This window comes from Kribbella sp. CA-245084, from assembly GCF_050942355.1.
Lineage (GTDB): Bacteria > Actinomycetota > Actinomycetes > Propionibacteriales > Kribbellaceae > Kribbella.
In genome coordinates, this window is the sequence record NZ_CP192053.1 from 7,727,333 (window position 1) to 7,749,818 (window position 22,486).

General features: G+C 68.4%; 23 protein-coding genes. 6 read left to right on the forward strand and 17 right to left on the reverse strand.

All coding sequences use genetic code 11. The features are described 5' to 3' along the window. Positions 1-3: 3 nt before the first annotated feature. Positions 4-1,278: an ABC transporter substrate-binding protein gene (locus ACQPYH_RS36875; protein ID WP_432881204.1), complete on the forward strand. Its 1,275-nt coding sequence runs from the start codon at positions 4-6 to the stop codon at positions 1,276-1,278. Continuing rightward, positions 1,275-2,186 (forward strand): phytanoyl-CoA dioxygenase family protein, encoded by a 912-nt coding sequence (locus tag ACQPYH_RS36880; protein WP_432881206.1) that lies wholly within the window; start codon positions 1,275-1,277, stop codon positions 2,184-2,186. The genes ACQPYH_RS36875 and ACQPYH_RS36880 overlap by 4 nt, the downstream gene beginning before the upstream one ends. Positions 2,187-2,293: 107 nt before the next feature. Here ACQPYH_RS36880 and ACQPYH_RS36885 read toward each other — a convergent pair whose 3' ends face one another. From ACQPYH_RS36885 to rsmI, 3 genes are all read right to left on the reverse strand, one after another. Beyond that, entirely contained in the window at positions 2,294-3,205 is a 912-nt protein-coding gene (locus ACQPYH_RS36885; RefSeq protein ID WP_432881208.1) for an NADP-dependent oxidoreductase, read from the reverse strand. Positions 3,206-3,293: 88 nt separating this feature from the next. Continuing rightward, a complete protein-coding gene (metG, locus tag ACQPYH_RS36890; protein ID WP_432881210.1) occupies positions 3,294-4,859 on the reverse strand; it encodes a methionine--tRNA ligase in 1,566 nt (521 codons plus the stop codon). A 28-nt stretch (positions 4,860-4,887) separates the two neighbouring features. After that, a complete protein-coding gene (gene rsmI, locus ACQPYH_RS36895; RefSeq protein WP_432881212.1) occupies positions 4,888-5,730 on the reverse strand; it encodes a 16S rRNA (cytidine(1402)-2'-O)-methyltransferase in 843 nt (280 codons plus the stop codon). A 195-nt stretch (positions 5,731-5,925) separates the two neighbouring features. On the opposite strand from rsmI, the gene ACQPYH_RS36900 reads away from it, so the two are divergent. Beyond that, positions 5,926-7,509 carry a dolichyl-phosphate-mannose--protein mannosyltransferase gene (locus tag ACQPYH_RS36900; protein WP_432894570.1) on the forward strand — a complete coding sequence of 528 codons (1,584 nt, stop codon included), beginning with the start codon at positions 5,926-5,928 and terminating at the stop codon, positions 7,507-7,509. On the opposite strand, the gene ACQPYH_RS36905 is transcribed toward ACQPYH_RS36900, so the two are convergent. The 14 genes from ACQPYH_RS36905 to ACQPYH_RS36970 all read right to left on the reverse strand — a co-directional run bounded on the left by ACQPYH_RS36905 (position 7,493) and on the right by ACQPYH_RS36970 (position 20,178). Beyond that, positions 7,493-7,942: a GNAT family N-acetyltransferase gene (locus ACQPYH_RS36905; protein ID WP_432881214.1), complete on the reverse strand. Its 450-nt coding sequence runs from the start codon at positions 7,940-7,942 to the stop codon at positions 7,493-7,495. The two genes, ACQPYH_RS36900 and ACQPYH_RS36905, sit on opposite strands and share 17 nt — an antisense overlap. Before the next feature lie 40 nt (positions 7,943-7,982). Further along, complete coding sequence (locus tag ACQPYH_RS36910; RefSeq protein ID WP_432881217.1) at positions 7,983-8,660, reverse strand: DUF1707 SHOCT-like domain-containing protein; 678 nt, start codon at positions 8,658-8,660, stop codon at positions 7,983-7,985. A gap of 63 nt (positions 8,661-8,723) precedes the next feature. Then, positions 8,724-9,929 (reverse strand): MFS transporter, encoded by a 1,206-nt coding sequence (locus ACQPYH_RS36915; protein ID WP_432881219.1) that lies wholly within the window; start codon positions 9,927-9,929, stop codon positions 8,724-8,726. Continuing rightward, on the reverse strand, positions 9,926-10,723 hold the full coding sequence (locus ACQPYH_RS36920) for a Rossmann-like domain-containing protein (protein ID WP_432881221.1): 798 nt from the start codon (positions 10,721-10,723) through the stop codon (positions 9,926-9,928). Before ACQPYH_RS36920 ends, ACQPYH_RS36915 begins: the two co-directional genes overlap by 4 nt. Before the next feature lie 73 nt (positions 10,724-10,796). Beyond that, on the reverse strand, positions 10,797-11,843 hold the full coding sequence (locus tag ACQPYH_RS36925; protein WP_432881224.1) for a pyridoxal-phosphate dependent enzyme: 1,047 nt from the start codon (positions 11,841-11,843) through the stop codon (positions 10,797-10,799). Next, the gene (locus tag ACQPYH_RS36930) at positions 11,840-13,372 is read right to left on the reverse strand and encodes an ABC transporter ATP-binding protein (protein WP_432881227.1); all 1,533 of its coding nucleotides are present in this window, start codon (positions 13,370-13,372) and stop codon (positions 11,840-11,842) included. Before ACQPYH_RS36930 ends, ACQPYH_RS36925 begins: the two co-directional genes overlap by 4 nt. Then, on the reverse strand, positions 13,369-14,154 hold the full coding sequence (locus ACQPYH_RS36935) for an ABC transporter permease (protein WP_432881230.1): 786 nt from the start codon (positions 14,152-14,154) through the stop codon (positions 13,369-13,371). The genes ACQPYH_RS36930 and ACQPYH_RS36935 overlap by 4 nt, the downstream gene beginning before the upstream one ends. After that, positions 14,151-15,089, reverse strand: coding sequence for an ABC transporter permease (locus tag ACQPYH_RS36940; RefSeq protein WP_432881233.1), 939 nt, complete (start codon positions 15,087-15,089; stop codon positions 14,151-14,153). Before ACQPYH_RS36940 ends, ACQPYH_RS36935 begins: the two co-directional genes overlap by 4 nt. After that, positions 15,090-16,616 carry an ABC transporter substrate-binding protein gene (locus ACQPYH_RS36945; RefSeq protein ID WP_432881236.1) on the reverse strand — a complete coding sequence of 509 codons (1,527 nt, stop codon included), beginning with the start codon at positions 16,614-16,616 and terminating at the stop codon, positions 15,090-15,092. It lies immediately after the preceding gene. Between the two features lie 128 nt (positions 16,617-16,744). Beyond that, complete coding sequence (locus tag ACQPYH_RS36950; RefSeq protein WP_432881238.1) at positions 16,745-17,227, reverse strand: MarR family winged helix-turn-helix transcriptional regulator; 483 nt, start codon at positions 17,225-17,227, stop codon at positions 16,745-16,747. Positions 17,228-17,269: 42 nt separating this feature from the next. Then, positions 17,270-18,373, reverse strand: a complete 1,104-nt coding sequence (locus ACQPYH_RS36955; RefSeq protein ID WP_432881241.1) for a CopD family protein — start codon at positions 18,371-18,373, stop codon at positions 17,270-17,272. Continuing rightward, positions 18,373-18,879, reverse strand: coding sequence for a copper resistance CopC family protein (locus ACQPYH_RS36960; protein WP_432881244.1), 507 nt, complete (start codon positions 18,877-18,879; stop codon positions 18,373-18,375). The genes ACQPYH_RS36955 and ACQPYH_RS36960 overlap by 1 nt, the downstream gene beginning before the upstream one ends. Before the next feature lie 2 nt (positions 18,880-18,881). Continuing rightward, complete coding sequence (locus tag ACQPYH_RS36965; protein ID WP_432881247.1) at positions 18,882-19,589, reverse strand: YcnI family copper-binding membrane protein; 708 nt, start codon at positions 19,587-19,589, stop codon at positions 18,882-18,884. 46 nt (positions 19,590-19,635) lie between these two features. Beyond that, positions 19,636-20,178 (reverse strand): hypothetical protein, encoded by a 543-nt coding sequence (locus tag ACQPYH_RS36970; RefSeq protein WP_432881249.1) that lies wholly within the window; start codon positions 20,176-20,178, stop codon positions 19,636-19,638. A gap of 160 nt (positions 20,179-20,338) precedes the next feature. On the opposite strand from ACQPYH_RS36970, the gene ACQPYH_RS36975 reads away from it, so the two are divergent. The 3 genes from ACQPYH_RS36975 to ACQPYH_RS36985 are packed head-to-tail and all read left to right on the forward strand — an operon-like array spanning position 20,339 to position 22,483. Further along, entirely contained in the window at positions 20,339-20,863 is a 525-nt protein-coding gene (locus tag ACQPYH_RS36975; RefSeq protein WP_432881251.1) for a SigE family RNA polymerase sigma factor, read from the forward strand. 1 nt (position 20,864) lies between these two features. Continuing rightward, positions 20,865-21,638, forward strand: a complete 774-nt coding sequence (locus ACQPYH_RS36980; RefSeq protein WP_432881253.1) for a hypothetical protein — start codon at positions 20,865-20,867, stop codon at positions 21,636-21,638. A 20-nt stretch (positions 21,639-21,658) separates the two neighbouring features. Continuing rightward, positions 21,659-22,483 carry an ROK family protein gene (locus tag ACQPYH_RS36985; RefSeq protein ID WP_432881255.1) on the forward strand — a complete coding sequence of 275 codons (825 nt, stop codon included), beginning with the start codon at positions 21,659-21,661 and terminating at the stop codon, positions 22,481-22,483. The last annotated feature ends 3 nt before the right edge of the window (positions 22,484-22,486 follow it).

A 22,486-nucleotide genomic window follows, 5' to 3' on the forward strand; every position in this document is an offset into this window, starting at 1 on the left:
CTCATGTCTTTGTCCAGGAGGACTTTTCTGATCGGCGCCGGAAGCGTGCTCGCTCTGGCGGGCTGCGGCTCGTCGAACGACAAAGCGAGCAGCGGTGGCGGCAAGGTCGAGCTCGTCTACCGCCTGTGGGACGAGCAGCAGGAGGTCGGCTACAAGGCGGTCTTCGCGGAGTTCACGAAGGAGAACCCGGACATCACGGTCCGGATGGAGGTGCTGCCCTGGGACCAGTACTGGACCAAGCTGACCACCGAGCTGGCCAGCGGCAAGGCGCCGGACGTGTTCTGGTTGACCGTCGACTACTTCCCCGACTTCGCCGGCAAGGGCGTACTCGCGCCGCTCGACGACCTGATCTCGAAGGCTGGGCTCAAGCTCGACGCGTACAACCCGAACGTCGTGCAGTCGTACAAGTTCGAGGACAAGCAACTGGGGATGCCGAAGGACATGGGCATCGTCGGACTGCTGTACAACAAGGACCTGTTCAAGAAGGCCGGCGTGACGATGCCGGCCGAGCTGACCTGGGCGCCGGACGGTTCGGGCAGCTTCCTCGAGGTCGCCCGCAAGCTGACCGTCGGCACCAAGCAGTGGGGCTTCTGCTCGTGGAACCACAACCAGACGCAGTGGCTGAACTGGATCGCGTCGAACGGCGGCCACGCGATGGACAAGCCGTACGGCACCTTCGATTTCGCCGGCCAGAAGTCGGTCGAGGCGCTGCAGTTCGCCCGTGACCTGATCTTCAAGTGGAAGGTGTCCCCGGACGGCACCCGGACCAACCCGCCGACCGGGCAGGCGACCGAGATGTTCTACCGGGGCGAGGTCGCGATGTTCCCGGCGAACAACGCACTGCTTCCGTTCGCGCTGCCCGAGGTGAAGTTCCCGATCGGGGTCGCCGCGATGCCGGCCGGACCGGCCGGACGCACGGTGGTGATCAACGGTCTCGCCGAGACGATGTTCGCGAAGACCAAGCACCCGGACGAGGCCGGCAAGCTGGTCGCCTTCCTCGGCACGGAGAAAGCACAGCGCCTGATGGGAGACGCGGGCTACATCATCCCCGCCCTCACCGACGCCGGCGCCGGCTACCAGGCCTTCTGGCAGAAGAAGGACATCGACGTCCAGCCCTTCCTCGACTCGGCCGCCGGCAGCACGGTCAACCTCCCGATCGCCGACGGCTGGACCTCGAAGTCCACCGAAATCAACAAGGCCGCCAACGACCTCTTCCTCGACAAGACCCCCGTCCAGGACATCGCCGCCGCCATGGACAAGATCGGAAACGACAGATGAAGGAACTGACCGACTCGTACGACGATCGGGCGGATGACGTCGTGCTGCGGAAGCGGCTCGGGAGCGATGGGTATTTGTTCTTTCGGGGGTTGTTACCGGTTGATGTGGTGACCGATGTGCATGCGCAGCTGGCGCGGATCTTGTATGACAGTGACTGGTTGGCTCAGGATGCTGATCCGCGAGAGTTGGTCGCGTCGGGGCGGGCGGTGGAGGAAGGATCGGCTGGATTCTTCGGGGCTTATACGGCGATTCAAAGCACGCAGGCGTTTCATGAGCTCGCCGTCCGGCCGGAGATGATCGGGCTGGCTTCGCAGTTGCTGGATGAGGAGGCGTTCGCGCATCCGGCGCATATCTGCCGGGTCGCGCCGCCGTCGCCGGGGGCGAATCCGACGCCGATCCACCAGGACTACCGGTTCATCCAGGGCAGCGTCGACACGCTGACCACCTGGCTCCCGTTGAGCGCGGCGCCGCCGGAGATCGGTGGGCTGCGGGTGTACGCCGGGTCGCCGCGCCTCGGCGTACTGCCGGTCAGGGCGTCGGACGGCCCGGGGATGATGCGGGCCGAGGCCGACGAGAACCACCCGGAATGGCGTACGACGTCGTACCAGCCGGGCGACGTACTGCTGTTCGGGAGCCTGACCGTGCACGGCGCAATGCCGAACCGGACCAAGCGGCTCCGGCTGTCGGCCGACTTCCGGTACCAGGCACGCAGCGCAGCGATGGCCCGCGACCAACTCGGCACCGGCAAGCCCCACTATCACCCGGACGTACCAGACTTCCCAACCCTCACCCGCGGCTGGACCTCAACAAACTCCGTCGAGGTCCCTACCGACGTGAACTTCGTCGACCGCTGGGACCCACGCGTCGACGACGTACCGACGCCGCACTCCCGGTTCGCCTATGTCTGACGGCCGGACCTGCACCACTGATCAACCGGCCCCCTGCCGCACGGCGCACGCTTGGCGTCCGGTGCCGAACCCTCGCGGGCGCAGGTTGGTCAGTGCTGCGAGTCCGCCTACGGGCGGATCACGATCTTGCCGTGGGCGTGGCCGGACTCGCTGAGGGCCTGGGCTTTGCTGGCGTCGGGCAAGGTGAAGCTGTCGGCGATTCGGATCGTTAGTTTGCCGTCGGCGGCTGCCTGGAGTTGGGTGTCGAGGGCGGCGCGGACCTGCTCGGGGGTGCCGGTGCCGCCTCCGGAGGTCTGGATGCCGAGCTTGCCTGCGGCGAAGTCGGCGATGGTGATGATCCGGTCGGTGCCGCCGCGGAGTTCGATCGACTCCTCGAGACCGCCCTTGCCGGCAGTGTCGAACACCGCGTCGACGCCCTGCGGCGCGGCCTCGCGCACCCGCTCGAGCAGGCCGTCACCGTAGAGCACCGGGACGGCGCCGATCGAGCGCAGATAGTCGTGGTTCACCGCGGACGCCGTGCCAATCACCGTCAGACCGGCCGCTACAGCGAGCTGTACGGCGACCGAGCCCACCGCACCAGCGGCGCCGTGGATCAAGATCGTCTCGCCCGACTTCACGCCGAGCAGGTCGAGGACCCGCTGCGAAGTCTCGCCGGCCACCGGTACGCCGACGGCCTGCTCCCAGCCGAGGTCCGCGGGCTTGCGCGTCACGTTGCCGCCGATCGCGTACTCGGCGTACGAACCGCCGACCGACCAGCCGACCACCTCGTCGCCGACCGCGAAGGCAGCTCCGTCACCGGCCTCGTCCACCACTCCGGCGACCTCGAGGCCCGGAATCGCGGGGAATTTCGCCGGCGCGAAGTCCTTCGTGAAGCCGCGGCGGATCTTCGTGTCGTACGGGTTCACGCCGGCCGCGTGCACCTTGATCCGCACCTGCCCGGGTCCGGCGTGCGGCTCCGGCACGTCCTGCACCTTGAGTACCTCAGGATCGCCGTACTCCTCGAACACCACAGCCCGCATGCCACAGCCTCCTCGAATTGGTTGTTGCTACAAGAAAAGGCTGCGCCGCCGCCGGGCATTCCCGGACGGCGGCGTCAGTTTGTTGCAATCAGGCCTCTTCGAGGCGCGGGAAGAGCGGGTCACCCTTGGTCAGTGTGGAGCCGGCCGGCAGTTGGCCCCAGGTGCCGGCGTCCTGCACGCGCTGGTCCTTCAGCGCGCCCAGCTTCTCCTCGGCGCCGAGCAGCTCCCACAGCTTCGCGGACGACTTCGGCATCGTCGGGTTGTGCAGTACGGCGACCGCGCGCAGCGTCTCGGCCGCGGAGTACAGGATCGTGGCGAGCCGGTCCTGCTTCGACTCGTCCTTCGCGACCTTCCACGGCTCCTGCTCGGTGACATACCCGTTGACCGCGCCGACGAGCTCGTTGATCGCGGCCAGCGCGTCCTGGAACGCCAGCGTGTCCAGAGCCTTGTCCGCGGTGGCCACGGTCTGCGCGAGCTTGTCCGCCAGCGCCTGCTCGGCCGGTCCGTGGTCGGTCGGCTCCGGCAGCACACCGTCGAAGTACTTGCCGACCATCGCCGCGATCCGGCTGGCCAGGTTGCCCAGGCCGTTCGCGAGCTCGGAGGTGTAGACCGCGCTCAGGTGCTCCCAGGAGAACGAACCGTCCGAACCGAACTGGATCGTGCGCAGGAAGTAGTACCGGAACGCGTCCGAGCCGAAGTGGTCGGTGATCTCGTGCGGCGCGATCGCGGTCAGCTTCGACTTGCTCATCTTCTCGCCGCCGACCAGCAGCCAGCCGTGCGCGAACACCTGGCGAGGCACGGCGACGCCGGCAGCCATCAGCATGGCCGGCCAGATCACCGCGTGGAACCGGAGGATGTCCTTACCGACCAGGTGTACGTCGACCGGCCACAGCTCCTCGAACCGCTTCGGGTCGGTGCCGTAGCCCGCGGCCGTCACGTAGTTGAGCAGCGCGTCGATCCAGACATACAGAACGTGGTCCTCGTCCCACGGCACCGGGATGCCCCAGTCGAAGGTCGAGCGGGTGATCGACAGGTCCTGCAGGCCCTGCTTGACGAACGCGATCACCTCGTTGCGGGCGCTCCCCGGCGCCACGAAGTCCGGCTGCTCGTCGTACAGCTCCAGCAGCTTGTCGGCGTACGCCGAGAGCCGGAAGAAGTAGTTGGTCTCCGAGACCAGCTCCAGCTCGGTGCCGTGGATCATGCACAGCTGGGTGCCGTCCTCGCCGGTGCGGATGTCCGCGGGGAGCTTGAACTCCTCGCAGCCCACGCAGTACAGGCCCTCGTACTCGCCCTTGTAGACGTCGCCCTTGTCGTACAGCGTCTGCCAGAACTCGCGGACCCGCTCGGTGTGGCGCTGCTCGGTGGTCCGGATGAAGTCGTCGTACGCGATGTCGACGTCCACCCAGGCCGGCTTCCAGGCCTCTTCGACCAGCTTGTCCGTCCACGCCTGCGGCGTCATGCCCTGCGCCTCGGCGCTGCGCATCACCTTCTCGCCGTGCTCGTCGGTACCCGTCAGGTACCACTTGCGCTCGCCGCGCTGCGCGTGCCAGCGCGTCAGGACGTCCCCGGCCACCGTCGTGTAGGCGCTGCCGATGTGCGGCGGAGCCGTGACGTAGTAGATCGGGGTGGTGACGTAATAGGCCTTCTCGGACATGTTCCAAGCGTAGTGGGACGCGCGAACGCTATTTACCAGGGTCTCTCGCGGCCAGTACTGCGTCGTACACGGTGCGTTTCGGGACGTTGAAGCGTTTCGCGACGTCAGCGATCGCTTGTTTGCGGTGCGTACCCGCTTCCTCGTCCTTCGCGACCTCTCGCGCCAGGTCCTCACCGGTCACGATCTTGTCCGGGTCGGCGCCGGCCACGACGATCGTGATCTCCCCGCGGACGCCGTCCTTCGACCAGGTCACGAGCTCGTCGAGCGGGCCGCGCTTCACCTCTTCGTACGTCTTGGTCAGCTCCCGGCACACCGCCGTACGCCGATCCGCGCCGAACGCCTCGGCCATCGCCTCCAGGGATGCGGTGATCCGGTGCGGCGCCTCGAAGAACACCATCGTCCGCGGCTCGTCCTTGAGATCGTCGAGCCGTCGCCCGCGCTCACCCGGCTTGCGCGGCAGGAACCCCTCGAACGTGAACCGATCCACCGGCAACCCGCTCAACGCCAACGCCGTCAGCACCGCCGAAGGCCCCGGCACGGCCGTCACGTCAACCTCGGCCTCGATCGCCGCCGCCACCAGCCGGTAGCCCGGATCCGACACGCTGGGCATCCCCGCGTCGGTCACCACGACCACGGTCAGCCCGTCGACCAACGCCTGCAGCAACTCCGGCGTCCGCTCCCGCTCGTTCCCCTCGAAGTAGCTGACCACCCGGCCACCGACCGCGATCCCCAGCTCCGAAGTCAACCGCCGCAATCGCCGCGTATCCTCCGCAGCCACCACATCCGCCCCCGCCAACACCCGCCCCAACCGCGCCGAAGCATCAGAAACATCCCCAATAGGAGTCCCCGCCAGCACCAATCGCCCGGTCATCGGGCCATCATCCCAGCCTGCCGGGCAGACTCCGGGAGGCGGTGGTACCGGGGCGTCCGTACGATGGCGGGCGTGGCTGCTGTGATCGAGGATGGGACTGCGCGGCGTAGCGACGTCGGCGAAGGGCTGGAGACGCTCGGGCGGGACGTGCTCGGGAGACGGCTGCCGCCGCTCAAGGAGCGCCTGTACCCGGCCATGCCGCGGGACTTCGACGGCGGGTGGATCGCCACGCTGGCGATCACGCTGATGGCGGGCATCCTGCGGTTCTGGCACCTCAGTACGCCGGTGAAGTTCGTCTTCGACGAGACGTACTACGCCAAGGACGCGTTCAGCCTGCTCAAGTTCGGGTACGCGCGCCAGTTCATCGACCAGCCCGAGGGCGCCGCCGACAAGGCGATCCTGAGCGGCAACCTGGACGTCTTCAAGCCGACCCCGAGCCTGACCGTGCACCCCGAGGTCGGCAAGTGGATGATCGCGGCCGGTGAGCAGCTGTTCGGCATGAACACGTTCGGCTGGCGCTTCATGCCGGCCCTGTTCGGCACCCTGACCGTGCTGCTGGTGATCCGGACGGTGCGCCGGATGACGCGCTCGACGCTGATCGGCTCGATCGCCGGCCTGCTGCTCGCGGTCGACGGCCTGCACTTCGTGATGTCCCGGGTCGCGCTGCTCGACATCTTCCTCGCGTTCTGGCTGGTGGCAGCGGTCTCCTGCCTGGTCGCTGACCGTGACTGGACACGCCGCCGGCACGCGGACACCCTCGACAAGCCGACCGCCGACGGCGAGCGTCGTACGATCGGCCGCTGGCTGCTCGTCCGCCCGTGGCGCATCGCCGCCGGCATCTGCTTCGGCCTCGCGCTCGGCACGAAATGGTCCGCCGTCTGGACGCTCGCTGCCTTCGGCGTACTCGCGTTCGCCTGGGACTTCGGCGCGCGACGGGCTCTCGGTGTACGGTTCGCGTTCGTGAAGTCGGCGCTGGTCGACGGCATACCGGCGTTCGTCAGCCTGGTGCTCGTAGCGGGCATCACCTACCTCGCGACCTGGACCGGTTGGCTGCTGCACGACAACGCCTACGACCACAACTGGGCTGCGACCAATCCGGCACACGGCGTGATGAAGGTCGTACCCGACGACTTCCGGTCACTGCTCGAGTACCACAAGGAAGTGCTCGCCTTCCACACCGGCGACTACATCAAGCACGCCACCCACCCGTACCAGTCGAACCCGGCCGGCTGGCCGATCATCGCCCGCCCGATCGGGTTCGACGCGGTCAACGACATCAAACCCGGTACGCCGGGCTGCAACGCCCCGGCCGGGACCAACTGCCTGCAGGTGATCTCTGCCCTCGGTACGCCGCTGCTGTGGTGGGGCGGCGCGCTCGCGCTGATCGCGGCGCTGGTCTTCTGGATCGGCTCACGCGACTGGCGGTACGGCGTACCGATCGTGGGCTTCGTGACGTGCTGGGTGCCGTGGTTCGCGTTCGACGACAGACCGATCTTCTTCTTCTACGCGGTCACGATGATCCCGTTCACCGTGATGGCGGTGGCGCTGATCCTCGGCAAGATCCTCGGACCGGCCCGCGCGGCCATCGGTTCGGCGGCGAATACGGCGGGTGCGGCGATGAGTACGGCGTCACCGCGCCGGCTGATCGGCAGCGCGGTGGTCGGCGCGTTCGTCGTCCTCGTCGTGCTGAACTTCGCCTACATCTGGCCGATCCTGACCGACAAGGTCCTCCCGCACCCGGACTGGCTCAACCGGATGTGGTTCAAGTCGTGGATCTGACCGCGTAGTCGACGTTCTCGAACGGCCAGTCCGCGGCGAGCCAGCCGCTGACGGCTTCGTACAACGGAACGTCCAACTCGGCCCGGTCCGCACTCACCCAGGAACGGACGTCGGTGACACCCGGGTTCTTGCGCGACGGATAGATGTAGACGCAGCCGATCACGTCGCCGTCGATCACGGTGAAGGTGAAACCGCGGCGCTGTACGAAGTCCTCCGCGTGCCGCTCGAGATCTCCGAGATTCGATTCCAGCGTCATCCCGTCGACCGGCGGCCAACTGCCGCCGAAGCCCGGCGTCGCGCGGATGTGCTCGATGCTGCTCGTCCACGCGGCATGATCCGGGACGTTGTGCTCCGGGCCGAGCGGTTCGAGCCGGAAGCGCGGCGTGATCAGTTCCCGGGGCACGTCGAAATCAGCTGGGACGAAGTCGCTCATGACGGCAGGCTATGAGGCCGCGCGCCCGACCGCACGCGCATTAGTGCAGCTCGTGGTGGCCTTTGCCCTTGTTCTTCTTGCCGTGTCGCTTGGCCGACGACTGACCGCCGACGCCGCCGAACAGCGCGAGGCCCTTCACCACGACGGTCGGTGCGTTCGGGTCCGGGTCGTCGCTGCCGCGGGCGCCGAAGCCCCCGAAGATGCCGACACCCTCGTTGCGCACCGTCACGCCCTCGGGCACGGTGATGTCGATCCCGCCGAACACCGCGAACGCGTAGATCGTCACCTCGCGGCCCTCGAAGACCGCGTTGGTCATGTCCAGATCGTGCCCGCCGAAGACCGCGAACGCGTTCGTACGCCGCTTCACCCGCCAGCGCCCGGTCCGCTCGCCGCCGCCGAAGATCGCCACCATCGTGTCGAAGCTCTGGCTCGGGTCGGCCGGCTCCTCGATCGGCACCGGGCTGTTGGAGACCGATGGCTGCGTCACGGGCAGCGGCACCGGCTGGGCCTGACCCGGTACGACGAGGTCGCGGGTGATCGGCTCGAGCTCGCCGAGCGTCCTGGCCTGCAACGCCTGCTCGAGGCGTTCGGCATGCTCGTCCTGCGACAACCGGCCCGACATCAGGGCATCCCGGAGTACGTCGACGACCTGGTCACGATCGGTGTCGGACGCCCGCAGGTGCGCGTGCGGGTGCGGGCGGTCGGGCAGATTCTCCATAAGACGGAACGATATATCGAGAAGGGCTCGGTGCGGACTCCGGAAAACCCCCGATCCTGACCCCTAGTCCCGGCGTTGGATTCCGAGGGTGCAGAGCATCGCGGCGCCGGTGAGCCCAGCGAAGGCGAGCGCCGTGCCGGCGTACCCGCCGAGGCCGAGGCCCAGGCCGCCGATCGCGGCGCCGAGGAACGTGCCGAGGCTCATACCCGCGGCGTTGACGCTCAGCGCCGAGCCGCGGAGGTCACCGCTCCGGCGGACCAGAAGCGTGGTGACGCAGGCCGCGACGGTTGCGTGGCTGGCGCCCATGAGCGCGGTGAGCAGGAGCGTGAGCGGCAGGGTCGGCGAGAAGTAGAACGCCGCGACTGCGACCAGGGCGACGGTGATACCGCCGAGCAGCAGCTTCTCGGGGCTGATCCAGGCGCGATCGGTGGCGAGATAACGTCCGGCGAAGAGATTGCCGAGGAAGAACGACGCGCCGCTCAGCGACCATACGAGCGCGAACCAGCCGGGAGCCAGGTCGAACTTGTCGTCGTAGAACGCGGCCAGATACGCGAGGTACCCCATGAACGCCGCGGTCCGGAGCATGGCGACGGCGAGCAGCGGGAGCGCACCGGGGACGCGGGCCAGCTCGCGGTACGTCGCGAGGTAGCTCACCCGCTCGTTCTTGCTGCGAGGTGACTTGCGCCCGCGGCCGCGCCAGAAGAAGGCCGCGGACAGCGCCAGTGAGATCACCGAGGCGGCGAGCAGGTTGCCGCGCCAACCCCAGACCAGTCCTGGTACGGCGAGCACCGGCGCGGCGAGCATCGCCATCGCCGAGGTCGTCGCGGACACGAGAGTCGCCGCCCGTCCCGCGGCCGCCGGCGAGCGGAACCGGTCAGCCGCTGCAGCCCCGATCGACGGAGCCAGGATCGACGTCGACGCACCGATCAACAGGCAGAACGCCGCCAAGGCGAACACGTTGCCCACAGCCCCTAAAGCTGCCGATATCCCGAGCAACGCGAGCCCACCCGCGGCGACCAACTCCCGCGCCACCCGATCCATCAACGGCGCCAGCGACACCCCGACCGCCAGAGCCGCCAGTCCGCCGAGACCGCGCAGTCCGCCGATCTCCGCGACGCTTCCACCCGCGGTCTGCGCAATCGGCACGAGATACATCCCGAACACCGTGAACGGAATCAGGCTCACCGTCGAGGCCAGCAGGAACGGCCACAACCGCCTGGCCATCCGGAGATCGCCAGGCACCTCGGTCGAGGGTGTGACTGTGGTCATCTGTCCGTCCTGTAGCGGTAGAGGCTGCTCGGGCGGGAGCTGAACTGGGAGAAGGGAAATGGTTCGGCCGACAACGCGGTGACGCCCTCGCCGAGGAACGCGCGCACTACTGCGCTGCCTGTCTGTGCGTAGACGGCGAGCGGCTTCGATTGCTCGCGGCAACGAGTGAGGAGTACGTCGAAGCTGCCGTTGGACAGCGTCATACCCGTGGCAACCACCGCGTCGGCAGCATCCACGACCTCGATCATGTCCCGCGAGACGGGCAGGCCGGAGGCGGTCTCGCGGAGGTTGAAGTCGCACGGGAGACAGATGCCGCCGCGCTCGGTGATCGCCTCGACGAGCGGGTTGACGACGCCGATCAACGCGACTTTGGTGCCATCAGCAACATCCAGCAGACCGGCAACGGCCGCATCACGCGCCCGCGCCCGGACGTCCGGCGTACCGGCCGGGAGGACGATCTCCTCGGCGTGCTCCGCCGTGTGATGAGGCTCGACCGCGGCCAGGTAGGCATCGAGCGCCGCGATCCGCACGGGGAGCGGATCGTCGGACGTGAGTACGTCGGCCAGCGTCCGCCCGGACGTATCCGCGCAGCACGACGGCTCCAACTCCCCCGACTCGAACGAACACGCCCCGAAGACCTCTCCCACCCGCAGCAGCACGTAGTAGTTCCGATAGGTGACGTCCGCCCCTGGCAACCGGGTCGTGTGATGCAACCAGAAAGCGCTGGTGACGTTGAAGTCCGCCGGCGAAGGAGAGCCAGCGAGCACAGCGGCGGTGAGATCAGCAACGGTCATGGCAACTCAGCCGGCCTTTCGGGGTTGTGATGCAGAGCGGACAACTCCGGGCGACCCAGTCACAGGCAACACACTAATGCGACGGGGTCGCAGATGGAAGTTTCTCGCGGTGGGCGAGTGCTGACTCGCGGCGGTCCCAGGACATGGCGGACCACGGGATCGAGAGGTCGTCGAGGGAGTCGATCTCGAGGGGGCGCATCGACGCCATCGGGCGGGCCTCGGCGTGGCGGGCGAAGGCGGATTCGACATACCGGGTCCCGGTGTCGGCGGCCAGGAAGACGTGCTTACGGCCGCGATCGCAGCTGTGTTCCCACAATGCCGACAGGTACGCCGCCCCGGCCGACAGCCCCGCGAATACCCCGGACGTCCGGAGCAGATCGACCGCCGCCGACATCGCGTAGTCGAACGAAACCCAGTGCAGCCGGTCGTACAACTCGTGCCGCACGTTGCGGAACTCGATCGAGCTCCCGATCCCCGCGATGATCATGTCCGGATCCTGCGTGTGGCCGGCCCCGAACGTGACGCTGCCGAACGGCTGCACGCCAACCAGGTTCACATCCCGTCCACGCTCCCGCAGGTACGCCGCGATCGCGCCGGTCGACGCGCCCGTACCCACTCCGCCGACCAGACAGAGCGGCCCGTCCGGCACCACCTCCGCGACGAGATCCGCGACCGCGCGATACCCGAGGTAGTGGATGTCGTCGTGGTACTGCTGCATCCAGTGGTACGTCGGGTTGTCGCGCAGGATCTCCCCGATCCGGCGGACCCGGAGGTTCTGGTCGAGCTGCAGGTTGCTCGACGACGGCACCTGCTCGACAGTCGCGCCGAGGATCTCGAGCTGGATCTTCAGCGTCCGGTCGACCGTGGTCGAGCCGACAATGTGGCAGTTCATCCCGTACCGGTGGCAGGCGAGCGCGAGCGCATGCGCGTAGATCCCGCTCGAGGAGTCGATCAGCGTGTCACCACGCCGTACCCGCCCGGTCTCGAGCAGGTGGCGGACGGCGCCGAGCGCGGAGTACACCTTCATGGTCTCGAACCGCAGGCAGATCAGATCATCCCCGACCCGGATCGGATCGGGATCTTTGATGGCCTCCGCCAGGTGGTCGTGCAGTCGCGTCATCGGCGCGGTTCGCTCCTTGGGTCAGATCCGGTGTCGAGGGTCAGCACGGGCGGAGCGTGCGGGTTGCCGATCCGGGCGGCTGCGACCAGCCGGCGGGTCAGTTCGTGGTGTGGTTCGGTGGTGAGGGTCGCCGGCGGGCCTTGCTCGACCACGCGGCCGGCGTCGAGGACCAGGACCTGATCCGCGACGGCTGCGACCAGGCCGAGGTCGTGGCCGATCCAGATCAGCGCCGTACCGCGGGTCTTCAGCTCGGTCAGCAGGTCGAGCACGAGCGCCGTACCGCGATCGTCGAGGGCCGTGGTGATCTCGTCGCAGATCAGTACGTCGGGGTTCGCGAGGACGGCTCGGGCGAGGGCGGCGCGTTGGAGCTCGCCGCCGGACAGCCGACTCGGCGGGCGGGCCGCGGTGATCGCTGCGACGCCGAGTCTCGCGAGCGTGGCCTGTGCTTCTTCTCGGGCCTGTTGCGCTGGGAGGCCGCGGAGGCGTTGCGCCGTACGGGCAACCTGCTGGTCGACGGGACGGCGTTCGTCGAAGGAGCCGCGGACCTCCTGCCAGACGTACTGGACGCGGCGGGTCTGCTCGCGGGTGCGATTGCGAAGGACCGGCAGCGGCTCACCGTCGAGGAGGATGCGGCCGGTGTGGCGCTCGTGCAGACCGGCGACGCAGCGGGCGAGGGTGGTCTTGCCGCTGCCGGAACGGCCGACGACACCGAGACAGGCGCCGGCGCGGACCTCGAGGGCGACATCACGCAGTACGACGTCGCGACCGCGCGGCCGCAGCGAAGCAGACAGGCTCATTGCCTCTAGCAACGGCTGCCCGCCGGTGGAGGTTCCCGTCAGCGGCAGGTCGGGCGACGCCGGCAGTACGTCGGCGACCACTCGGCCCGCGTCCAGCACCACGACCCGGGTTGCGAGCGCCCGTACGAGGTCAAGATCGTGACTGAGCAACAAGATCCCCAGCCCGGTCCCGGTCAGTTCACGCAGCTCCTGGACCAACTGCAGGCGGGTGATCGAGTCGAGTCCGGTACTTGGTTCGTCGAGGACCAGCACCCGCGGTCTGCACGTCAAGGCCTGTGCCAGCGCGACCCGCGGCCGCTCCCCGCCGGAAAACTGATGCGGAAACCTCTTCAGGGTCGCGCGGTCGCCCGGCAACTGCGCTACGCGGACAGCCTCCTCGACATCGCCGCCGTGAAGCTTCGCCAGCTCCCGCAACGTCGTACCGATCCTCCGGGCCGGGTTGAGTGCGCTGCCCGGATGTTGCGGCATATACGCAACGACCCGCCCACGTACGTCGGCCCGGGTCGGCCCGTTGCTGTCGACAACCACCTCGCCGCCGACCTCGACCCGTCCGTCGAGCCGGACGCCGTCACCGTGCTCGCCGAGCAACGCCAGCGCGGACGTCGTCTTGCCGGACCCGGACGCGCCGACCAGCGCAGTCACCTCACCCGCGACAACCTCGAACGACACTCCATCCACGAGAATCGCCGACCCCGCCGTAGCCCTCAGGTTGTCGACTCGCGCCACCGTCATACGGCCGCCAGCTGACGCGACCTGTACACGAGGCGGTCGGCCAGCAGGTTGAAGCCCAGCGTGAAGGAGACGAGGAGAAGCGCCGGCGCAAGCACCGACCACGGCTGGAGCAGCAGGCCTTCGCGGTTGCGGGACACGCTGACCGCCCAGTCCGGCGCGGTCGGGCTCAACCCCAGTCCGAGGAAGTTGACCGAGGCAACCAGGAAGACCGCGAGCGTGATCCGCGTACCGAGATCCGCAGCGACCGGCCCGAGCACCGAGCGCCCGACGTACCCGATCTGAATCGCGAACCACGACTCACGCTGCATCCGCAACGCCTCGACCACCGGCCCACTCGCCGCGTCCAACGCCGCCGCCCGAACGAGCCGCGCCGCCGTCGGCACGTTGACCATGGCCACCGCCAGCATGATCGCAAGCGCCGACGCCCGCCATCCGACGGCGACGACACTGATCACCAACAACGAAGGCAACGGCAAGAGCACATCCAGCGGCCGCATCAACCCCTCGTCCAACCACCGATGCCTCGTCGACGCAGCCACCAGCCCGATCGCCCCACCCAGGACATACGCCAGAACCACCGCGCCGACAGCCATCCCCAACGCAGTCCGCCCACCCACCAACAGCAGCCCGAACACGTCCCGCCCCAACCCGTCCGTCCCCAACAAACCCTCGGACGAGTAAGGCAGGCCCTTGCCCACGTCGTACGACACGAGAGGCCCGAGGACTGCAATGCCCAGGGGCACGGCAACCAACCCGACCGCGATCCAGCCACGCCGGTTCATCGGAGCAGGGCCGTTCGCGGGACCAGGCGGTTGCAGGCGAGGTCTGCCGCCAGGTTGATGAGCAGCGCGGCGACCGCCAGCACCAGCGTCAGACCTTGCACGGTGGGGATGTCTCGCGTTTCGACGCCGTCGACCAAGGCAGTCGCGAAGCCGGGGATGGCGAAGATGGCTTCGACTACGAGGACTCCGCCGAGGAGGGTGTCGCCGGTGCGGGCCAGTTCTTGGACGCCTGGTACGGCGGCGTTCGGGAGGACGTGACGGAGCAGGAGCTGCCGGCGGGGTACGCCGAGCCGCCGCGCCTGTACGACGTACTCGGCGTGAAGAGCGTTGATCGTGCCGGCCCGGACCTGGCGTGACAGCAGGCAGACGGTGCGTCCGAACAGGACCGCGACGGGCAGGACCAACAGCGCGGGTGATGCGAGCAGATCCCCGCCGACCCATGTCGCCGGCAGCCAACCAAGTCGCAGCGAGAAGACCGCAACCAGCACGACCGCGATGACGAAGTCCGGGATCGCCGACAGCGCCAGCGTCACCGACGTGATCGCCCGATCGATCCGCCCGTTCTCGTGCGTTCCCATCACGATGCCCAGGGCAACAGCCAGCGGTACGACGATCGCGAGCGTCGCCACTGTCAGCACGAGCGTCGCGCCGATCGAGGACCGCACGATGTCGATCACAGGTCCCCCGCTGATCAGCGACGCACCCAGGTCACCAGTCAGCACGTTGCCCAACCAGTGCACGAAGCGCTCCGGCGCCGGCTGGTCCAGCCCGAGCTCAGCCCGCAACCGAGCGACCTGCTCCGGCGTCAACGTCTCGGTGAACCGCAGCTCCGCCGCATCCCCCGGCAGCAACGACGTCAGCACGAACACAAGCACCGAGAGCACGGCCAGCTGCACAACCGCGAGCAGCGCCCGCTGAGCGGCGTACGACCGCATTCAGGCCAGCCACACCTTGTCGAACCGCCCCTGGTCCAGCGTGTTCGGCGGCACCGCCTGCACACCCTGCACCTTGGCCGACACGGCGATGAGATAGTCCGGCAGGCCCCATGCCAGGATCCCGCCCTCATCGCGCAACGTCTTCTGCAGCACCCCGTACTTCTCCGAACGCTCGCTGTCAGACGTGATCGCCCGCGCCGCAGCGAACCCGGCATCGAACTCCGGCCGCCGCCAATGCGTCACATTGAACGGCGAATGCGACAACAACCGATCGGTGAAGTACTGCGGGATCGGCATCGCCCCGGACCGATGGTTGCCGATAGCACCCTTCGTGAGCAGGTCCTTGGCGTACGTCTGCGGGCTCCCGGTCGTCACCTTCAACCGCACGCCCGCCTCCGCGACCTGCTCCGCGAACAACGTCGCCGCCTCGACGAATCCGGCCGACGCATCCGCGGTGAAGATCTCCACTTCCTTCCCCACCAGCCCGGCCTTCGTCAGCAACGCCTTCGCCCGATCCACATCACGCTCGCGGCCCGGCAGATCGCCGGGGTAGTACTGATATCCCTTACCGAAAAGGTCATTCCCGACCTCGCCGCGCCCCGCGAGGACGACGTCCACCAGCCGCTGCCGATCCGCGAGCAGCTTGAACGCGAGCCGAACGTCGGGGTTGTCGAACGGCGGCTGATCGACCTTCATCACGAAGGCCTGCATGGTGCTGGCCTTCGCGGCGACGACCCGCACCGCCTTGCCGGCCGTCCGCGCGAACGTCGCCGTGATGTCGTTCGCGTACTCCGCCTGGCCGCCCTGTACTGCGTTCGCCCGCGCCTCGGAGTCCGCGGACAGGATGTGCAGTTCCTCGATCCGTGCGGGGCCGTCCCAATACTCGTCGTACCGCGAAGCGACCATCGATCGCCCGGGCTCGAAGGAGGCGAAACGGAACGCACCGGTGCCGAGAGGCTTGGTCGGATCCTTGAACCCGTTGCGCACGATCTGTGTGCCGATGCCGGCAAGCAGCGCCGGGAACTCCGCATTCGGAGCGGTCAGCACCAGCTCGACCGTCGACGGCCCCAGAACCCTGCTGCGCTTGAGATCCAGCGTCGCGAGCGACGACTGCGCGACCCGCTCCGGCACGGCGGGGTCGGCGATCCGCGCGAGACTGAACAACACGTCCTCGGCGACCAGCTTCGCGCCGTCGTGGAAGCTCGCGTCCCGCAGGCTGAACCGCCAGGTCGTCGCCGTCCCGTCGTGCTCCCACGTCGACGCCAGCCGCGGCACCGGCTTCAGATCCGGCCCGAGCTCGACCAGCTTCTCGTAGATCGCCTTGTGCCGCGCGATGTCCACGAACAGGCTCTGCACGTGCGGGTCGAGCACCTCCTTCGCCCCACCACCGGCGTACACAGCGCGCAACCGCCCGCCCTGCTTGGGCTGCGCCGCCGCTTCACCGTCCGCCCCACATCCGGCCACCGCAGCCAGCCCGACGGCGCCGGCCACCCCCAGGAACCCACGCCTGCTCAACGCCTCGGACACGCGCCACATCCTCACGTTAGTGAAAACGATTGTCAAATCCAGCGCGCATCTGAACGAGACGCCCTCATTCTCCCGAGGCCCACCACCGATCGCTCTCCGTGACGGCGTGTCCAGGGTGGGAGACCCGCCTAGTCGTCGCAGTCCGGGGTGGGGCAGGTGTCCGGGAGGTCGGCGGCGATGCGGTCGAGGAGGGTGGTGAGCTGGGCCTGCTCGTCGGCGCTGAGGCGGTTGAAGAAGTAGACGCGGACGGCGGCGACGTGGTCGGGGGCGGCGGCGTCGATGGCTTTGCGGCCGAGTTCGGTGAGGCGGACCATCGAGCCGCGGGCGTCGGCGGCGCATTCCTCGCGGCAGACCAGGCCGCGTCTCTCCATCCGGCTGACCTGGTGGGACAAGCGGCTGCGCTCCCACCCGACGGACCGGCCGAGATCGCGAGTCCGGAGTACGCCGTCTTCCGCCTCCGACAGCGGATGGAGCAGGGCGTAGTCGGCGCCGGACAGGCCCGAATTGCCGATCATTCGCGCCTCGAGCGCGCGCATCAGCTCGCGGTGCGTGTCCCGGTACGACTGCCAGAGCCGCGCCTCACGCTGATCGAGCCACTGCGGTTCACCCATGAAGACAGTGTACGGATATCTGTTGACATGTCATCGAGTCCGCTACGGCGTGCGCGACAAGGCAACCGCGAGGCCGATCGTGCCGGCCATCACCAGCAGTTCGAGTACGGCGAGCCGCCGGAACGCGACCGGATCGCCCGCTTCCAACTGCGGCAATGTGCTCTGCCGGTGCAGCTGCCCGATGATGACCAGCGTCACGAACGCCAGGGTCTTGCCCAGCACCAAGGCGCCGTACCCGCTCGTCACCCACTGCGTGATCAGCCCCCAGCCGTCCTGCCGGCCACCGAGGTGGATCTCGGCTGTCAGCAGGCCCGTGATCCCGATCGTCACCGCGCACACCAAGGCGAGCGTGCTGAACACCTCGACAGCCTGGCGCGAACGCGAATACCGCAGTACAGCGGCCAATCCGCCGACCCACGCGGTGGCGGCGACAACGTGCACGACCAGCGAGGTCGTCGCCAGAACGGACCAGGCGCTCGTCCGATCGAGAGCACCGTGACCCGTCAGCAGCGGTCCGATCAGCGCGGCAACCGTGAGTACGGCGGCAAGCAGCGCACCGCGCATCGTCTTCACGCCACTCAACACAACAGCCAACACAGCGGTCAGTACGACGGCAGCCGCGAGGGCGCGCACCTGCGTGAGCTGACCAGCCGGCTCGGCATGCTCCGCAAGATGCGACAGCGGTATGCCGAGAATCACTGTCGCTGTGGCGATCAACCCGCCGATGCTTGCCACCGCCCAGATCCCCGCCGCCAACGCCGCGTCCTGGCAGGCCCGAATCGCCTTGCTGCCAAGCTTTCCGCCGTCCGCGGGCAGGAACAGCAGCACCGCCAGCACCGCCCCACCGGTGGCGACCGCGGCCGCGTCGGCGACGATCCGCAGTACCGGAACGGCCCAGGACACACCGAGCCCGGCGCCGAGCAACCCGTCCACCGCCCGCTGCGGCGCCCCACCTGCCGCAGACAACGCCGCCACCATGACAAAGAGGCCAACAGCAACCATCCCGAGGACGACCCAGATCAGCCGCCCGGCCGGGCGAGACGCCAGGTGTGTGGCCGGCGGGACCGGAACGGGGTCTTCCGCCTTGGGCGGCGGCACGGCCGGTTCGGGTTGGTGCGCCGGCTCGCTGGGTGGATGGTCGCTCATCAGCCTGCCGGGCGTCTGCGGACGATGACGATCGCGAGCGCCACGACCACCAGCATCACCAGGCACATCGCGACGATCGTGACCATGTTGCCGTTGCCGTCGGAGGCCGCCGGCGTGCCGGCCGGCTGCGTCGCGGGATGACCGGCGTGCGTGACGCTGAAGGACCCGGAGATCGTGATCGGGTGCCCGTCGGCCGATACGACCCGCGCCTCGACGGTGTACTTCCCGGCCTCGATCATCGCGCCGACCGGCTGGGTGACCGTGTTGTCGACCACCTCGGCGTCGCCGTTCGCCACGTTCGTGCCGCTGGGCGAATTGACCTCGACCTGCGTCCCGTTCGACCCGACCGGTTCGTTGAAGGTCAGGATCACCTTCGACGGCGGCGCGGCCATCGACGAACCGTCCGTCGGCGTCATCGACTCGAGCTTGGCGTGCGCCGCCGCCACGCCGGTGGAAACCACCAGCGTGAACAGCGACGCAACCAGGATTGCGATCAGTCGACGCACGGCTACTGCTTCTCCACAGGGGTCGGAGCCGAAGCCGGAGCCGTGGCGGTACGACGCGGCCTCAGCCCGAAGGCCAGGCCGAGCAGTCCGACAAGCAGACCGGCGCCGCCCAGCCAGCGCGCCAACGTGTCCGACGTACCCTCGGACGTCGTCGCCGCGACCGGCGTGATCGCGGCCGCCAGCTTCAGCGTCGGCGCCGGGTGTTCGGGCTCGTCCGCACCGTCCTTGGCGACGTCGGACCACTTCACCACCTCACCGTCGCTGTACGTCTGCACGGCGGGGAAGCTCAGCGAGTCGACCCCCTCCGGCAGCCTGCCGACCGACAACGCGAACTCGTCGAAGTCGTTCGCCGGGATGCCGCCCGCGGTCGCGGTCCAGGTGACCGTGGTGATCGCCTTGGTCAGCGTCACATCGCCGACCTTGACCTCGGCCGGCAGCTTCTCTTCCTTCTTCTCCACCTTCCAGCCGTCCTTCACCTGCGCACCGACGGACGCGAACGGATGGTCCTTGGGCAGGCTGACGACGAGCTTGGTGGTGCTGGTGTTGTCGGACTCCGTCGGCACGCGGAAGACCAGCTTCGCGTACCCGCCGGGCTTGGCGTCCGGCGAGGACACCGTGACGTGCGCGGACGCCGATCCCGCGGCGCCGATCACGACCAGCGCGGACGCCGCGACGATCGCGCCGGCGCGCAGGACGAATCTCTTGGGCATGAGAGAACCTTTCAAGGCATACGAGTAATCCGGCCCGTGAGCCGGTTCAGACAGCAGCGATCACTCGTACGCCGGGAGGTCCGCGGCGGGAAACGTTCGAGTCGAGCCACGACGCGGCGAGCCGCACCGGCGAGGACACCACCACGAACCTGCGGGTGCGTGCAGGCAGCGGATGCAGAACCGGAAGCCGGGGAAGGAACCGCGCGAAGATGCGTACGACGCGCATCACCCAACGGTGGGCCTGGCTGACCGCGAGCACGCCGGCCAACAGGACCGAGAGGTGCGTGGCGGTCATCATCAAGCTGCTGCCGACACCTGGCGACATACCGGACATCGCCATCCCGTCGTGCATGCTCGCCGAGTCCAGCGTGACGTGCACGAACAGCTGCACCGCGGCCAGGACGAGTGCCGTCAGCAACCGTTCCCCGGCGAGGTACTCCCCCAGCAGCCAACACGCCCCGGCCAGTGCAGCCAGCGGAGGTACGACGCCGAGCGGCACCCCGCCGCCGCCCACGAGCACGTGACCAACCACCGCCACCGCGACGCTCAGCGCCGCGACCACGGAAGTCGTCCTGCTCTCGGTCGGCATGTCGTTCCCCTCGCTCCAGTCACTCTACGGACAAGAGCGGGTCCGGGTTCCCCCGGTGCTGACCCGCGGACCGCCGACCATGGAAAGAATCTTGCCGGATCGGTGCAACCTGGGGACGGGCCCACCACGTTTGACCCGGCATGACTGGGGAGGGCTGCGGGTGAGGGCGGAGACCGAGCAGGACTACGTCGAGTTCGTCACGCATCAAGCTAACGCTCTGTGCCGGACCGCTTACCTATTGTGCGGTGATTGGCGCCGAGCCGAGGACGCGACCCAGGAGGCTCTCATCCGGCTGTATCGCGTCTGGGGCCGGATCCAGCGCAAAGGCGCTGTCGGTGCGTACGCGCGGAAGGTCGTGGTCTCGACCACCCTCGACGCGCTGCGCCGCAAATCCAGCCAGGAGGTCGTCGGCGGTGATGGCTACTTCGCCAACGAGACCGAGCACGCCGACCCGTTCGGCGTACTCGAGGACCGCCTCGTGATCACCAAGGCCCTGGCCGAACTCCCTCCCCGACAGCGCGCCTGCGTCGTACTGCGGTATTTCGATGAACTGTCCGTGGAGGAAACCGCCGCCGCCCTCGATTGCCGCCCCGGGACGGTGAAGAGCCAGACGTTGCGCGCCTTGGAGAAGCTGCGCACGCACCCGGCCCTCGCCGAGCTTTCCGACCTGGCTGTGAGGGGTTGAGATGACCAGCGAACTCAAGGACCTGCTGGACCAGGCCGCCGACCGTCCCGCGACGTTCACTCCCGATGTGGCTGACCTGGTCGCCGCCGGACGCCACCGCACCCGTGCCCGGCGCATCATGATCTCGGCCGCGACGGCTGCCACCGCGGCGACCGCCGTCATCGCCGTTCTGCTGGTGGGCCATCTCGGCAACGCGCGGACGGCGCCCCAGCCGGCGACCACAGCCCAGCCGAAGATGGTCACCGATCTGTGCGCCAAGTCCGACGACTTCTTCCGGACCGCGAACGACGACGCCTGGCGTCGGCAGGTCGTCGCCAACTGGACCGACAAGGTGGTCGAGGTGACCGACCCCGACGGCGCGATGACGGTACGACGCTCGCCGGACGGATCGCAGTACGCGTACTGCGTGGCCGGCGTACCGATCCTCGGCAAGCCACTGGGTGGCTTCGGGGCGACTCTTCTCAACTTCGGGATTGTCACGCGCCCGTACCAGATCCAGCGCTATTGGAGCATGGGGTGTGGCGATGATCCGGTCGATCGGGACAACCGGACGACGTGGTGCATGGGCGTGCGGTACAGCTACGCGGGCCGGGTGCCGGAGGGAGTCACCCGGATCGCGTTCTCTGGCCTCGGTCAGCATGCGGACGCCACGATCAAGGACGGCTACTGGGTCCACCGCGTGTACACCGACGACATCAGGAACGGGAACGGCGACCCGATCTACATCACCATGTACGACGGCTCCGGGAAGCAGGTGTTCAAGGAGCGGTACTGACTCTTTGCGATGATGTCCGGATGGACGTAGCGGTGCTGGAGATCGGGGGAAGTCACGTCACGGCGGCCGTGGTGCGGCCGGCGACGTGGGACGTGACCGAGGTGGACCGGGCCAAGCTCGAGTCCCAGGCGGCCGCGGAGGTGGTGGTCGGGCAGCTCGCGGAAGCGGCCCGGAAGTTGCCGCTGGCAAACGGTCTGGCGATCGCGCTGCCCGGTCCGTTCGACTTCGGTACGGGCGTGGCGTGGTATCGCGGGCAGGGCAAGTTCGACCAGCTGTACGGGTTCAACCTCGGCGCCGCGCTGAGCGCCGAGCTGGGGATCGACCGGCTCCTGTTCATGAACGACGCGGAGGCGTTCACGGTCGGTGAGTGGACGGCGGGCGAGGTCCGCGGCGTCGAGCGCTGCCTCGGCGTCACGATCGGCACCGGCATCGGTACGGCGTTCCTCGCCGACGGCCGGGTGGTCCGCGAGGGCGACACGGTCCCGCCCGGCGGCGAGCTCTATAAGACGACGTACGCCGGGAAGCCGCTCGAGGACTCGATCTCCGCTCGCGCGATCCTGCGCGCGTACCCGAAGCAGGTCCCGGGCGTGAAGGAGATCGCCGACCTGGCCCGCGCCGGCGACACGACAGCACAGGAAGTCCTCGTCACCGCCTTCACCCACCTGTCCGCCGCCCTGACCCCCTGGCTAGAACGCTTCGGGGTGACTCACACAGTCCTGGGCGGCTCGATCTCAGGAGCTTTCGATCTGGTCGCTCCGGCGCTCGACTTCCCGGTCTCGGCGACGGCTGACACCGAGCATTCAGCGCTCATCGGAGCAGCAGCCCACTACCTGCGGTCCGAGTAGCGG

Bases quoted from the DNA above. Each gene is read 5' to 3' on its own strand.
- ACQPYH_RS36910 (WP_432881217.1), bottom strand. From the start codon at position 8,660: ATGGAGAATCTGCCCGACCGCCCGCACCCGCACGCGCACCTGCGGGCG.
- ACQPYH_RS36950 (WP_432881238.1), bottom strand. From the start codon at position 17,227: ATGGGTGAACCGCAGTGGCTCGATCAGCGTGAGGCGCGGCTCTGGCAG.
- ACQPYH_RS36905 (WP_432881214.1), bottom strand. From the start codon at position 7,942: ATGAGCGACTTCGTCCCAGCTGATTTCGACGTGCCCCGGGAACTGATC.
- ACQPYH_RS36900 (WP_432894570.1), top strand. From the start codon at position 5,926: ATGCCGCGGGACTTCGACGGCGGGTGGATCGCCACGCTGGCGATCACG.
- rsmI (WP_432881212.1), bottom strand. From the start codon at position 5,730: ATGACCGGGCGATTGGTGCTGGCGGGGACTCCTATTGGGGATGTTTCT.
- ACQPYH_RS36985 (WP_432881255.1), top strand. From the start codon at position 21,659: ATGGACGTAGCGGTGCTGGAGATCGGGGGAAGTCACGTCACGGCGGCC.
- ACQPYH_RS36915 (WP_432881219.1), bottom strand. From the start codon at position 9,929: ATGACCACAGTCACACCCTCGACCGAGGTGCCTGGCGATCTCCGGATG.
- ACQPYH_RS36940 (WP_432881233.1), bottom strand. From the start codon at position 15,089: ATGCGGTCGTACGCCGCTCAGCGGGCGCTGCTCGCGGTTGTGCAGCTG.
- ACQPYH_RS36980 (WP_432881253.1), top strand. From the start codon at position 20,865: ATGACCAGCGAACTCAAGGACCTGCTGGACCAGGCCGCCGACCGTCCC.
- metG (WP_432881210.1), bottom strand. From the start codon at position 4,859: ATGTCCGAGAAGGCCTATTACGTCACCACCCCGATCTACTACGTCACG.
- ACQPYH_RS36880 (WP_432881206.1), top strand. From the start codon at position 1,275: ATGAAGGAACTGACCGACTCGTACGACGATCGGGCGGATGACGTCGTG.
- ACQPYH_RS36935 (WP_432881230.1), bottom strand. From the start codon at position 14,154: ATGAACCGGCGTGGCTGGATCGCGGTCGGGTTGGTTGCCGTGCCCCTG.
- ACQPYH_RS36875 (WP_432881204.1), top strand. From the start codon at position 4: ATGTCTTTGTCCAGGAGGACTTTTCTGATCGGCGCCGGAAGCGTGCTC.
- ACQPYH_RS36955 (WP_432881241.1), bottom strand. From the start codon at position 18,373: ATGAGCGACCATCCACCCAGCGAGCCGGCGCACCAACCCGAACCGGCC.
- ACQPYH_RS36970 (WP_432881249.1), bottom strand. From the start codon at position 20,178: ATGCCGACCGAGAGCAGGACGACTTCCGTGGTCGCGGCGCTGAGCGTC.
- ACQPYH_RS36885 (WP_432881208.1), bottom strand. From the start codon at position 3,205: ATGCGGGCTGTGGTGTTCGAGGAGTACGGCGATCCTGAGGTACTCAAG.
- ACQPYH_RS36965 (WP_432881247.1), bottom strand. From the start codon at position 19,589: ATGCCCAAGAGATTCGTCCTGCGCGCCGGCGCGATCGTCGCGGCGTCC.
- ACQPYH_RS36930 (WP_432881227.1), bottom strand. From the start codon at position 13,372: ATGACGGTGGCGCGAGTCGACAACCTGAGGGCTACGGCGGGGTCGGCG.
- ACQPYH_RS36920 (WP_432881221.1), bottom strand. From the start codon at position 10,723: ATGACCGTTGCTGATCTCACCGCCGCTGTGCTCGCTGGCTCTCCTTCG.
- ACQPYH_RS36925 (WP_432881224.1), bottom strand. From the start codon at position 11,843: ATGACGCGACTGCACGACCACCTGGCGGAGGCCATCAAAGATCCCGAT.